The organism is Heliophilum fasciatum, assembly GCF_004341395.1.
In the GTDB taxonomy this organism is placed as follows: domain Bacteria; phylum Bacillota; class Desulfitobacteriia; order Heliobacteriales; family Heliobacteriaceae; genus Heliophilum; species Heliophilum fasciatum.
The window spans coordinates 38,581-52,670 of sequence record NZ_SLXT01000022.1 but is presented as its reverse complement, the minus strand read 5'-3'; the positions used below and the strand labels follow the sequence as shown (position 1 = coordinate 52,670).

The 14,090-nt window shown below is 49.4% G+C and carries 9 protein-coding genes and 1 riboswitch; of the genes, 2 read left to right on the top strand and 7 right to left on the bottom strand.

Features of this window, described 5'->3' with window-relative positions:
• Positions 1-346 precede the first annotated feature (346 nt).
• The 3 genes from thiC to EDD73_RS11280 all read right to left on the bottom strand — a co-directional run bounded on the left by thiC (position 347) and on the right by EDD73_RS11280 (position 3,883).
• The gene (thiC, locus tag EDD73_RS11290) at positions 347-1,657 is read right to left on the bottom strand and encodes a phosphomethylpyrimidine synthase ThiC (protein WP_131919967.1); all 1,311 of its coding nucleotides are present in this window, start codon (positions 1,655-1,657) and stop codon (positions 347-349) included.
• Between the two features lie 85 nt (positions 1,658-1,742).
• Positions 1,743-1,859, bottom strand: a riboswitch (TPP riboswitch).
• A gap of 108 nt (positions 1,860-1,967) precedes the next feature.
• On the bottom strand, positions 1,968-3,497 hold the full coding sequence (locus EDD73_RS11285) for a solute symporter family protein (protein ID WP_131919965.1): 1,530 nt from the start codon (positions 3,495-3,497) through the stop codon (positions 1,968-1,970).
• Entirely contained in the window at positions 3,494-3,883 is a 390-nt protein-coding gene (locus EDD73_RS11280) for a DUF485 domain-containing protein (protein ID WP_207668874.1), read from the bottom strand. The genes EDD73_RS11285 and EDD73_RS11280 overlap by 4 nt, the downstream gene beginning before the upstream one ends.
• 271 nt (positions 3,884-4,154) lie before the next feature.
• On the opposite strand from EDD73_RS11280, the gene EDD73_RS11275 reads away from it, so the two are divergent.
• Entirely contained in the window at positions 4,155-5,261 is a 1,107-nt protein-coding gene (locus EDD73_RS11275) for an HD-GYP domain-containing protein (protein WP_131919963.1), read from the top strand.
• Between the two features lie 169 nt (positions 5,262-5,430).
• Complete coding sequence (locus EDD73_RS11270) at positions 5,431-6,078, top strand: flagellar brake protein (RefSeq protein WP_131919961.1); 648 nt, start codon at positions 5,431-5,433, stop codon at positions 6,076-6,078.
• A 145-nt stretch (positions 6,079-6,223) separates the two neighbouring features.
• Here EDD73_RS11270 and EDD73_RS11265 read toward each other — a convergent pair whose 3' ends face one another.
• The 4 genes from EDD73_RS11265 to EDD73_RS11250 form a co-directional block, all read right to left on the bottom strand.
• Positions 6,224-9,934: a CheR family methyltransferase gene (locus EDD73_RS11265; protein ID WP_131919959.1), complete on the bottom strand. Its 3,711-nt coding sequence runs from the start codon at positions 9,932-9,934 to the stop codon at positions 6,224-6,226.
• A 251-nt stretch (positions 9,935-10,185) separates the two neighbouring features.
• On the bottom strand, positions 10,186-11,046 hold the full coding sequence (locus EDD73_RS11260) for an ABC transporter substrate-binding protein (protein WP_131919957.1): 861 nt from the start codon (positions 11,044-11,046) through the stop codon (positions 10,186-10,188).
• 195 nt (positions 11,047-11,241) lie between these two features.
• Complete coding sequence (locus tag EDD73_RS11255) at positions 11,242-12,654, bottom strand: SpoVR family protein (protein WP_131919955.1); 1,413 nt, start codon at positions 12,652-12,654, stop codon at positions 11,242-11,244.
• Between the two features lie 277 nt (positions 12,655-12,931).
• Positions 12,932-14,029 (bottom strand): HD-GYP domain-containing protein, encoded by a 1,098-nt coding sequence (locus EDD73_RS11250; protein WP_131919953.1) that lies wholly within the window; start codon positions 14,027-14,029, stop codon positions 12,932-12,934.
• Positions 14,030-14,090 lie beyond the last annotated feature (61 nt).

Sequence of the window (14,090 nt, the reverse complement as noted above, 5' to 3'; positions counted from 1 at the left end):
CCAGGATCAAACTCTCCATAAAATATGAAGTGTTCGAGTCAAGCTCGTTTACTTACTAACTGGAATAAATGAATTAAAGGTTATCACGCTTTTTCAACTGTTTGATTTTCAAGGACCAAGTTGTGCCGACTTCGTTCGTGTTGTTTCAACTCGCGGCGACATTTATAGATTCTAGCATACTCATTCGTGCTACGCAAGAGGTTTTTTTATCCTCTCTTTAGAAGCGGCATTCGAACCAAGTTGCTACCACCGTTTTCGGCGGCGAGGAGTATCTTAACACGTCTCCTCACCGCCGTCAATCTTTTTCTTAATACAGTTTTTAGATGATTAAACTACTCCACATTCACTAACAATGCGTCATCGGTTTTCCTAAATGATCACTGACGATACGCATGGCGCAGTAGGGGCCGCACATAGAGCAGCCTTCCTCAGTACGGGTATGAGGATGCGCCTCAAAGGGCCGAGGATCGATGGCTAATTCGCGCTGTTTCGTCCAGTTAAGGGCTTTACGGGCCATCCCCATAGCGCGATCCCGTTGAACAGCCGAAGGAATTCCTTTGGCCAAGTCGGCTGCATGCCCGGCGATCCGCGAGGCAATGACACCCATACGCACATCTTCGTCGTTCGGCAGACTCAAATGCTCTGCCGGTGTGACATAACAAAGGAAATCCGCACCGGCCGATGCCGCAATGGCCCCGCCGATGGCCGACGTGATGTGATCATAACCCGGTGCAATATCCGTAACGAGCGGTCCAAGCACATAAAAAGGTGCATCCTCACAAAGTCGTTTTTGCAATTTGATGTTCATCTCGATCTGATGCAGTGCCATGTGGCCTGGGCCTTCGACCATTACCTGCACGCCGGCTTGACGGCAGCGATCAACCAGTTCACCTAAAATGATCAACTCCTGAATCTGGCCACGATCAGTCGCATCGGCCACACAACCGGGACGCAACGCATCACCGAGGCTTAACGTAATATCATAGCGCCGCGCAATCTCCAAGATCTCATCAAATCGCTCAAAGAACGGGTTTTCTTTGTCATGCTGCAGCATCCATCCCGTCAAGAACGATCCGCCCCGCGATACAATATCGGCAATCCGTGGGTGGCTACGCAAGCGCTCGATCGCTTCTCGGGTCAATCCGCAGTGAATCGTCATAAAGTCAACGCCGTCTTCCGCTTGCTTACGTACCGCATCCATCATCTGCTCCGGCGTCATGTGAATAAAAGCACCCGATGCTTCCAAGGCCTCCACCGTAGCTTGATAGATCGGCACCGTACCGAAAGCGACCGGGCAATCTTTGATCAACGCTTGCCGTACACCGTCGATATCCGGTCCCGTACTGAGATCCATCACCGCGTGAGCACCACACTCCACCGCCAGTTGCAGCTTGTGAATCTCCCGTTCCACGCCGGACGTCCCCAACGACGTACCGATATTCGCATTGACTTTAGTCGTTAAGCCTTTGCCGATCCCGTCATACTGCGCCCGGGGACGGACAATATTGACCGGAATGACGACGCGCCCGGCCGCCACTTCACTCATCACATATTCAGGGGAAACCCCTTCTTTTTCAGCGACCTGTTGCATTTCTTCCGTCATTACACCTTTTTGGGCAAGCACGTATAACGTCTCGCCCCACTGCCGCTTCGCCATCGACTGCTCCTCCTTCATTTGCTCCATGCAAAAGGCCCTTCCTGCATAAGACAGGAAGGGCCTCATATACATGTTTGTTCATACGATGAGCTCTTTCCCGCTTTCCTACGCTGGTATTTTCCAGATCAGGTTAAAAGGGTCGGAACAATCGCCAACTGTTCCCTCTCAGCCCGGTCCGACCCGAGCTCCCCCAGCGGTGCACTATTTGGTTATCCCCTTGATACCACGGACTAAGCTTCTTCATCAACGCTGCTTTTTCCTGCTAGTCATCAGGGGACCGAAAAAAATTCCATATCATGTTTACGGCTGGTTAGTTTTCAGCACCGATCCCCGTATTGGCCCGTACATAAAGCTCGTCGAATTTGCTTTCCGCTTCCTTATCCGGGAAAAGCAACGCACCGACATAAGCAGCGAGGAAGCCCAGCGGAATGCTGACGATGCCCGGGTTTTTCAGCGGGAATAAGGCTTGCTCTGGCGGGAAGTAGTTGGGGCTGACAGCCACGAGACCAATCGAGGACACTAAGCCGACGATGATCCCCGTAACCGCACCGGCCGTGTTGAACTTTTTCCAGAAGACCGAGAAAACGACAACCGGCACATTGGCTGCCGAAGCAACAGCGAAGGCCAGAGCCACCAAGTGCGCCACGTTTTGCCCTTTCGATAAGAGCCCCAACGCAATAGCTGCAGCACCAACACCGAAAGTCGCCATACGGGCCACTTTCAATTGCGATGCTTCATCGACGCGTCCGCCTTTGAGCACGTTGACGTAGAAGTCATGAGCAAAGGCACTGGAAGCGGCCAAGGTCAAACCAGCCACAACGGCCAAGATCGTTGCAAAAGCCACCGCGACGATGAACGAAAGCATCGCTTCCCCACCGACGGTACCGGCGCCACCGCCGAGGAACTGGGCCAGCAACGGCGCTGCCATGTTACCGCCTTTATCAAAGGACTTGATAAACTCCGGCGTCATGAAAGCGGCTGCGCCAAAACCGAGGAAGGTCGTCAGGATGTAGAACGCACCGATCAACACCATCGCCCAGATCACCGATTGCCGCGCTACTTTGGCCGTCGGCACCGTGTAAAAGCGCATCAAGATGTGCGGCATACCTGCCGTACCCAGTACAAGCGCCAGGCCCAGCGAAATCGTTTCAATCGGGTTTTTGTACAGTTTACCCGGCTCAAGGAAGTCTTGACCGTATTTATTCGAAATCACTTGGAAGAAATCAACGACATTAAAGTTGAACTTCCACATGACCATGATCCCCATCATCGTGGCACCGGTCATTAAAAGGCCAGCTTTGACGATTTGTACCCACGTGGTCGCCAGCATACCACCAAAAGCTACATATAACACCATCATCGTGCCGACAATAATAATGGCCCATTCATAAGGAATCCCCATAAGTAATTGAATCAGGCTACCGGCACCGACCATTTGGGCGATCAAGTACACCGTGGAAATGGTTAATGTACTCAGGGCTGCTGCCGTCCGCACCGGCTTCGGCTTGAGACGATAAGCCAGCACATCGGCCATCGTGTATTTTCCGGAGTTACGCAACGGCTCGGCTACAATCAGCAACACGGAGATATAAGCAACCAGCCAACCGACAGAGTAAAGAAAACCATCATAACCATTCAAGGCAATCAAACCGGCAATCCCGAGAAAGGATGCCGCACTCATATAATCGCCGGCAATGGCAAAACCGTTTTGCACACCGTTTAAGTTACCGCCGGCCGCATAAAATTCCGAAGTCGAATTGGTACGCCGTGCTGCCCAGTAGGTGATTCCTAAAGTGATGGCAACAATTAATCCAAACAACCCATAGGTGATTAATTTCATCGTGCGCTCCTCCCCCGATATTTTGCTTTGATCGCATCGACGGTAACATCAAAATGATTGCCGGCCACATGTGCGTAGACAAAAGCAACGGCCCAAGCGACAAAAAATTGAGACAACGCAAACAGATAAGCAAGGTTAATCGGTCCAATAATCTTCTTGTTCATGATTTGTGGGAAATACCCGACGCTGATGGGCAACATAAAATAGTAAGCGAAAGAAAAAAGAATCGCGGGAATCAGAAATTTAGCCTTCGCCGACATCAATCCTTTGAACTCTGGACTTTCACTGATTTCCTTCCATTGAGATTCCATCTCATTCGGCCCCTGCGCCTTCGTGGGGTGCGCCCAACGAGCATCCCCTACAGGAACCGCTTTTGTTTCACTCATTAGACACAACTCCTTTCCCATTATTGGCCCAATCTTCAGATAATTTGGATAATTATCTGTTCTGAGCGTGCTGTCTGTACTGCTGTACGACGTAATGAAATTCTATCGTCTCACCACCTCTCTGTCAATACCGTTTTTTAAAAATTCAGAATAATCTTTTTTTAGACTATTGGCTTATTTTACCCTACCGGTAGGGAAATCCCCTAGGCAAAAAGAAATGGACATCGTACACTTGTATTAGTTGGTATCCAGAAAGCGCAGGTGTAGCAACATGCACAAAATCTCACTCGATTTTGCCGAGCCTGGCGTTGTTCTTGCTCGCAATATCTACAGTTCCGATGGGCGCATTCTTCTCAGTGCCGGTGTAACACTCACACCCAATTTTATTCACCGACTGCATGAATTTGGAATCCCCGCAATTTATGTGAAATCTGCTTGGACAAATGACCTTGAAATCCCCGAAGTAGTCAGCGAACAAATTCGTCGCAACGCAGACGATCAAATTCGCAAGAGCTTTCAAAAGATCCAACTTACCCAAAATCCCGCCTTTGAGCCAAAACAAATTAAAAAAGTCGTTTGCGATATCATCGATGAAGTGCTCGCCAATCCTAATATGCTTTACCATGCTGCCGATATTCGCTCCTTTGACTCCTATACCTTCGGTCACTCCGTCAATGTCGCCATTCTTGCCCTCATGACCGGAATTACCATGGGCTATAATGAACTGCAATTGCACGATCTGGCCTGCGGTGCATTGCTCCACGATATTGGCAAGATGCTGATCCCCATTGAGTTGCTCAATAAGCCCGGCTTATATTCCGCGGAAGAGCGCCTTGCAATCCAAAAGCATGCCGAGCACGGTTTTTCCATCTTGCGCAAACAGCGCATCGAGGTTTCCCTCCTTTCCGCCCATGTGGCGTTTCAACATCATGAACGCTTTGACGGTACCGGTTATCCCCGCGGCTTAAAAGGCTCGGCCATTCATGAATATGCCCGCATCGTGATGATTGCCGATATTTATGATGCACTTGTCTCGGATCGTGTTTATCATCGCGGTCTTTTTCCCTATGAAGCCTATGAAAAAGTCATGGCGATCAGCACCAGCGAACTGGATCCGGAAATCACGGGGCTCTTTTTACAGAATATCGCCATCTATCCGATCGGCAGCACCGTTTCGCTCAGTACCGGCGAAATTGGTGTTATCATCGATGTGCCCAAAGCCTATCCAACACGCCCGGTGGTGCGCTGCTTCATTGATCAAAGCGGGATGATCATCCCGAAGAAATATGAGGTCAATTTGATGAAAGCTCTCACTGTATTTGTAACTAAAATTTTAACCGAAGATGAGATCCGTTCATTACCAACTTCTATAACATAACATTATTTTTTTATTGACTTATATTCGGATATCGTCCATGATAAAATAACAGTATTTCGACTTTCTATTGTTTACAATTTAACAGATAAAAGGATATAACTCAACCCTTTACAGTCATGCTTCTTTATAACTTATGATGTGAATAATCGAATAACGGGAGGCATTACAATTGAGTGATCAAACATTAAAAATCAACGATCAGATTCAAATCATGATCAGTGACGAAAGTCTCTATGCTGGAAGATATTATAGCCATGTCGAAGATTTTACCGACGAGGGGATTGTTCTTAGCTTGCCCCTCAAAGAAGGCGAAATCATCCCATTGCATATCGGTGAGAAGGTCGAGTTTTGCAAGATCACTGACAGCGCCATTTGGCTTTACCGCGGGACCATTATCCAACGACAAGGATCGCCGCTCCCGCTCATGACCGTAAAACTGCCGCTGAAAGTTGAGAAATTGCAACGGCGCAATTTTTATCGTTTGCCCCTCAGTGTGCAAACTCAGTTTGCCAAAGTCGAAGAAGACAAACCGATGAATGAATGGCAGTGGGAACCATCCTATTTGCGTAACTTATCCGGTGGTGGCGTTTGCCTCTCCTGTGAAACTCAGTTGGAAATAGGACAGCAAATCGTCATCGATGTCCCCCTGGAGCAAGATATCTTGCGCCTCTGGGGAGAAATCCGGCGTGTGGAGCAAAGCTCCTCCTATGTTGCCGGTGTCGAGTTTCTTGACATCCTACACCACGATCAAGATCGCATCGTTCAATACGTTTTTGCCAAACAACGGGCCATAGCTCAAAAAAACAAATCCCTATGATACGCAATCCTCATGATTCGCAATCCTCACTTTTCGGCCCGTGCTGCACATCCCCTGTCTTCACCCCAAAACAGCGCTCCCTGCATAAGCGATGACCTGTAAGGCCCATCGTTCACGCAGGGAGCGCATTTTTCTTTATAGGGGTTTATCCCTCTTGTTCTTTTTGAAAAATATACCACAGGCGTTTGTGTAATTCATCCAGCGTCAAGGGTTTACCGAGCAATTCGTCGGCATACTGACGCCATTCGTCGTTAAGGCCTACATGGAAAATATCACTCGTGACCAACAACACCGGTGGCCGCTTGCCATGGCGGGCTAGCCACTGATCGACAAAATCGCTTCCTTCGCCGTCATCGCATTCTTTCTCCATCAACACGAGGTCGGGCAGCTGTTGGGTAGCTTGGACAAGGGCATCTTCAATTGTCATAGCTGCCATGACATGCATCCCAAGTGCCGTCATGGCTCGGCGCAAGATGATCTGCGATATGTTGTCACTGTCGATGATCAGTACATGACGATCCCTTAACTTTTCACGCAAACTGGCGGCCATCGACCCGCCCGGTGCAACAGGATCTTGCGGCACTTGGACAAACCGGACCGGAACGCGCACCACCACTTGGGTTCCTTCGTTGAGCACCGAACTCACACGAATTTCCCCACCTAACACACTGACCAGTTTATGCGTGATGGCCATTCCCAGACCGGTACCCGCCACCGCTTTGACTTCCTTCCCGCGATAAAAGGGATCAAAGACACGTTTCAACGTTTCCGGCGTCATCCCCATCCCCTGGTCAGCAACAGTAATCACACAAAAATCGCCTTCACGGATCAGTTGAAACCGCACCGTGCCCTCGGGCTGTGAGTACTTAATGGCATTATCCAGCATGTTGATCAGCACCTGACAAAGCTTGGCAAAATCCGCTTCCATCATATACCGAGGCTCAATGTCATTTTGCACGAAGTATTGCAGTTGGGCACGCCGGGCTTTGTAGGCAATGACGGAACTAATCTGATCGATCAGCTGGTTCGCGGAAAATACTTTGTTTTCAATTGTTTTTTTGCCCAGTTCGATCGACGAAAGTTCAAGTACCTGCGCCAGGAGATTATACAGATTCTCTGCCGCTCGTTGGGTGATCACGAAATACTCATCCACGTCTTTACTGAACTCTTCGTCGTCGCTTCTGTTTTCCCGAACTCGCTCTTGCCCCATCTGGCTCATTCCCAGCACAACATTCAAGGAACTGCGCAGGTCATGAGATAACTCCGCGATAAACTCCGTCTTCATGTGATTGGCCCGTTCAGCATCGGCTTTGGCCAGCATCAGTTCTTCGCCTAATCGCCGTTCGGTGCTGAGGGCCGCTTCAATTTTTAATTGCAGTGCATGTTGTTCTGTAATATCATAAGCGACAATCAGCAAACCAGCCACATCGAGCTCTTCATTGTGCAGCGGTACGTAATCCACATGGAGCGTTTTTTTGTGCCACGTCGTTACAATGTGATTAAGCGCTTCGGCATGGCCGGCGGCCAACCGCTCAAGATACAGCTTCATATCGCCAAATTCCGGTGGTAAAGGCATGCTGAAAAGATTGCGCTGCAGCGCTTTGTAATTAGGCACATCAAAAAGCTGCGACGCCGCCGGATTCCACTCCAGAATGCTGCCTTCCATATCCACGGCGATGACGGCTACATTGATACTCGACAACACCGAATTCTTAAGTCCCGAGACTGATTGCAGTTCTAAGGTTCGTACTTCCAGTTCTTCGTTGATCGTCTCTAACTCTTCATTCGCCGCTTCCAGTTCTTCGTTGGTCGTCTCTAGTTCCTCGTTCGATGCCTCGAGCTCTTCATTGGTTGTTTCCAGTTCCTCGTTGGCGGCTTGCAGTTCTTCATTGGTAGTTTCGAGCTCTTCATTGGCCGCTTGTAACTCCTCGGCCAAGGTAATGGCATCTTCCAGTTCCTTTTCGATGTTATCCATCGGGTGATTGATGACATAGTTTATGGTATGAGAGCGCCGTGAAAGCGGCATAAAAAGCGCAATCAGCACTGCACGGCGGCCCTCGTCGTTATCCAGCATGATGCTGAGCAGATAGTTGCGCTGGATGTCTTTATGAGGCAAAGTAATTTCCCGCGGGGCCATGTTGATCCCCGTTGTGATTGTTTCTTTGATCTCCGATTGGATAGCAGTATTAAAAATCTCCAGTGCCACATGCTCGGCCCGGACCGCGCCGGTTTCATCAAAAAGGCCCATGCCTTGCAGCATATCTTGGCCGCGGCGATTATAGAGGATCAATTCCAGCGTTTCATTAAACACGAGGATCGGCGAAGGAATATTTTCCACGACGATCTCGCTGACCTTGCGCATGTTCAGTTGCGGTTCATTTGGCGCTTGTTCCAGCCAGGTATTGCGATTGCGTATAAAGGGAATGCGGTGCCCTAACACCGGTCGCGATTTATACAGTTTCCACCGGCGATCAATCGCTTCAAAGTGCTCCGGCAAGATCGAGGTGGTTTCCGATTTACCTAAGAACAGATAGCCCCCGGGGTTGAGCGCATAATGGAACATGGTGAGAATCTTTTTCTGGAGCTCTTTTTCAAAGTAAATCAACATATTGCGACAAACGATCACATCGACCTTGGCGATGGGGGCTGAGTGCGTAATGTCCTGTACGCCGAAGATCACCCAGGAGCGAATTTGTTTTTTAACTTTATAGAATTCTCCGGAAGCGATCATGTATTTGTCTTTGTATCCTTCCGGCATCGATCGTACTTTGCTTTCGTTGTAAATGCCGCGCCGTGCTTCCAGGATAGCCGGTTCATCGAGATCGGTGGCATAGATCTTCACTTCGATATTTTTACGGGCCTGCTCCAGCAGATCCGCCACGATAAAGGCGATGGAGTACGGTTCTTCTCCGGTGGAGCACCCGACGGACCAGATTCGCAAGGTTTCACCATTGCCAATCTTTTCAATGAGCGGGCTAAGAATATTATCGCGCAGCGAATCGAAGGCACCTTCATCGCGCAAAAAGTGGGTCACGTTGATCAGGAGATCATCATGCAGTTCTTCCGCCTCTTCCGGGTGGGAACGCAGATAATCGATGTACTCTTGGATCGTATCCATATGTAATTGGGTCATGCGCTTGCGCACGCGCCGCTTGAAGGTCGATCGCCGATAATTCAATACATCTACATTCAAGTTGCGGCGCAATAACTCGATGATCGCCAAGTGTTCATCGAGCTTTAACTCGTCGTTGACCGAATCAGTATCTTTAATAATCTGGGAGATGATTCGCGGGATTTCATTGAGGGGAAGAACAAAATCGATGGCTCCCGTATTAATCGCATTTTGCGGCATCGCGTTATAACAAGAGTTGGACGACTCCTGCGCGATGGTAAATCCGCCATGCTCTTTGATGCTGATAATCCCATTGCTGCCGTCCGATCCCGTACCGGAGAGAATTAAGCCGATCGTTTTGGATCCGTAGACTTGCGCTGCCGATTCAAAAAGCACATCAATGGATGGCCGGGCAAATTTGACTTTCTCCGATTCCCCATCGAGAAGGATCCGTTGATCATGAAGCACCAAATGATGATTCGGCGTCGCTACATAAATCGTGCCGCCTTTGATCATCTCTTGGTGAACGGCTTCTTTCACTTCCATCGATGCCGTTCGTTTTAAGATCGATGTTAAGTGGGAAGGATACCGTGGGGATAAATGCTGCACCACAAAAACGGCTAAATTCTCATCCGGTGTTAACCGATTAAGTACTTCTTGAATTGCCCGCAAACCGCCGGCCGAAGCACCGATAACTAAGACCCAAAGATCTTGGGATACCTCCGGTACTTCATTAATTTGCATGTCTCCACCTTCTTTACCTCAAATCCTTGAGTATCATCCAGCGATGCTCTCCGAGTGGTACCCGATCGGCTCGGCCATTGTCTACGGTATGTTGATAATTTGTATAAGCAATAACGTGAACATTATTCTAGATCAACGATTAGATTCCTTCTTATAGCAAAAAAAATCCCTATCATTTAAGCGACGACGATACATAAAAGGGAGTGAATCGGCTGTCCACTCCCTTTTGGCTTCGATATAACATAACTCGATTATTTCGGCGGTTCGGCTTTGAACCATTTCTTATACAGTTCAGCGTACTTGCCGCTGTCTTTCATTTCTTTCAAAAAGTCATTGCAATATTTGACCCATTCCGGGTGGCCCTTTTGAAAGGCCAGTCCATAGGGTTCTTGGGAAAAGGGGCCGCCCATCAGTTCATAGTCCGGTTCATTGGCCGCAAAGCCCATGAGGATCGAGTTATCGGTGGTCATCGCGTCAGTTCGGCCTTGCTTGAGGGCAAGGAAGGCTTCCGTGTACGTTGGAAATTCCAAAACTTGCGCATCCGGTGCCATTTGGCGAATGTTCATGGCACTGGTAGAACCTTGGACCGTCGCGACGACTTTGCCTTTCAAGTCATTCACGCTCTGGACCGAGCCACCTTTTTGGGCCAGCAACGATTGACCGGCCAGAAAATAAACGTCAGAGAAGTCCACTTGTTGCTTGCGCTCTTCGGTAATCGTCGTTGTGCCGGCAACGATGTCAACCTGACCGTTTTGTAGCATGGAGATGCGCGTCTTAGACTCCACTTTTTCCAATTTGATTTTGTTTTCATCGCCGAAGATCTTTTTGGCTAATGCTTTCATCAAATCAATTTCAAAACCTTCGGGTTCTAGTCCCCCCGGTCTGAGTTGGCCCATCGCGGGCACATCGTGTTTGACGCCGGCAATGAGGTAGCCCCGGTCTTGGATCGTTTTGAGCATGTCGCTACTCGCCGAGGTTGCCGTACTCGGGGTTGCCGCACTGCCGCCGGAAGTAGACGCGGGCGTTCCGCTGCCACCACATCCGATAGCAAGTGTACCAAGCAAGGAGACAGCGCAAACGAGGACGACTTTCTTGACCCACTTCGTGAACATGAACAGCCTCCTCCTCAAGCGATGTATTTCTTTTTTTCTACAAAACTCTAAAAAATCCTTGTCGATATGATCTTGTACTTGGTTTTCCAGAAAAGCCAAGGAGCACCCCATCTTGCGACTGAGTGCTCCTTGGGATGGGTCTTGTGATGCGCCTTAAAAAGGCCTGTTGCCTCTTTGCAGCGGAGTGGCCCACGCCTAAATGTACTTGCGTTGTACCTTTTCCCCATTATAAGAGAAGAGCACTTTCTTCCCTTCCAATACCGTTTCAAAATGAACCGTCCGTCCCCACAGCGTATAGACGTGAGGCAATGTTCGTTCCAGATAGGGGATATCCAACTCGACGCCTTCGAAAGCATGACGAAGCCGCAGTTCACCGGCACGGTTTTCGTCACCGTCTTCCACATAGATCGTCGGGAAGCCGGCGTTGGTCAAGCGATGGACCAACTCATCGCGAATGGCTTCCCAGTTTTTCTCCACGATCTGCCACTGATTGCCGACCTTTTTGTACAGGTACAAATCCAGTTCGTCAACCAGTTCACGAGTAAGGTAATTGCGCAGGAAGGCCGTATCGGTTTCCATCTCACGAACTTCGAAGATCTTCTCCCGCCCCCACCGTCGTTCAATATCTTCAAAGATACGTAATCCCAGATGGTAGGGATTCAGCGATTGCCTCGACGGTTGCACCACCTGAGCGTGCATTTTGGCCCATTCCCAATCATCGGCAGGACTGACGTCCATTTCCCGCATGATCCTTAAATGCCAAAAAGTGGCCCACCCCTCATTCATCACTTTGGTACGCATCTGCGGCCAAAAATAGCACATTTCACTGCGTATAATTGAAAGAATGTCTTGCTGCCATTCGGTGAGAAAATGACCGTGCTCCATGATAAACAGGAGAAGATCTTTTTGAGGTTGCGCCGGTCTACGTGGTTTCACGGGATCTTTGCCGGATTCTGCAGCTTTTTTGCCTGCATCGGCTGCGTCTTTACTGGCCCCAGCCGGGCTTGGGCTTAATACGGCCGGTGATTCGGCCGGATCACTGGCGGCTTGGGCCGGGCTTGGGCCAAGCTTCGTTGGAGCAGGCTGCTTGATCGTTCGATAGTGAGGATCGATATGTTCTTGAATGGCCATCGCTGCATCGAGGAACTTTTCCACATTGTCCAATCCGTACTGGAACTCGTAGTTGCGAATCCGGTCCGCCGATGCGGCCATGGAATCCACCATGTACCGAGCCGTACCGGCAAAAGCACAGTTGTGCTTGAAAAAATCACAATGAGCAAGAACATGGGCAACAATCAATTCATTTTGAATGGCCGTGTTGCCTTCCAGCAAAAAAGCGTAGCAGGGATTGGAGTTAATGACCAGTTCATAAATGCGCGACAGGTTAAAGTCGTAGGCCATCTTCATCTTATGAAAGGTTTTGCCGAAGGACCAATGATTAAAGCGCGTCGGCATACCGTATGCGCCTAAGGTATAAATCACTTCGGCGGGACAAATCTCAAAGCGCATATCATAAAAGTCAAGACCAAAATTGCGCGCGATGGCCATGATCTGGGGAATTGAGACGGCCATGCGCTGCATGGTCGCTTGGGTTGGGTCCTGTGCCATAGGCATCCCTCCTCTGCTTATGTCTATGCAAGCGAAGCGAGGGATTCCCCTTTTTTTCTGCCATAAAATAGCGAGGGACCTACCTTTCTTAAGGTACGTCCCTCTTCCGGTCTGGCTGACCGGGTTATGATGAGGCTCAGCCATGCGTTCCGCTGTCCTCTGCCCACCGTCTATTTCTAGACGTTGGGGCCAGCCCCTCTGGCTGTTCCTCTTGGTTATATCCTACGCCTGCCCTGTGATTTTGTCAACGGTTTTTGACGATTTTGTAAAAAGAATTTCAAGTTTCATGTGCATCCATCACTGCTTGGATAAACACGGTTTGCTTTTCTTGAAGATTACGCAAATACCGACTGACTACCGGCTGGCCTTGCGCGTCTTCCGTAATCAGCACCGATGGTTGCAAGGGATTGTTCTCATGAAATTCGACAACGTAACCGATCTCACCGGTGGAGAGCCGAACCCGTGTATTGAGGATAAGATGGCGCAATTGGCCCGATAAAACGTGAACTACGTGGCGATCCAGATGTCCCCCGTCGCCATCACTGATCTCATAAATGGCCCGGTAATAATCCATACGGTTCCGATAGGCCCGTTGGGCAGTCATTGCGGAGAAGCTGTCCGCCACGGCGACGATGCGCGCGCCTAGGGGGATCAACGCATAAGGTAAGCCCTGCGGGTACCCTTGCCCATTCGTGCGCTCATGATGGGAAAGGATACAAGCACGTTCATTCGGCGTTAGTTTGATGCCGCTTTTTTCGATTTTTTCAATACCCCGGGTCGGATGTTGATGCAAACTGGCCAATTCCGGCGGTGATAATTTGCCTTTTTTCTTCATGAGATACTGGGGCATATCATACATACCGAGATCATGGAGCAGCGCCCCGGTAATCAATTCGACGGTTTCCGCTTCCGGTAACCCCAGATGCAAAGCAATCACAGCGCTTAGCAAGCAAACATCGACGGAGTGATGAACGATGTAGTTTTCCGGCGTCCACCCCCGCGGCACGCGCATGCTGAGCCGCTCGTCCGCATGTACATTGATATAGATATCTTTCGCCAAATCACGCAGTTGATTCTCTTTGATCGCGTCTCCTTTGCGTATCTTTTCAAAGAGATCATCGACACCTTCCAGCAACGATTGAATATACGTTTCACAATAGTCAGGGCGTCGCAGGGACGTATATTGTTGTTCATAGTTGTCGGTGGTTTCGGAACTAAGCAACAAACCAGATTTTTCCCATTGGCGAATCTGGTTATATATGGTTTGCGTCAACAATGTACCTTTAGGAAATACCAAGCGTCCGTCTTGCATATAGACATCTTCAGCAATCCGCTGTCCTTGCTGATATTTCATGGTAATGGCCATTCTTGGCATTTTCCCCACCCCCCCAACTGAGCGCGATAATTACGATTTCTCGAACCATAACTTCCATGGA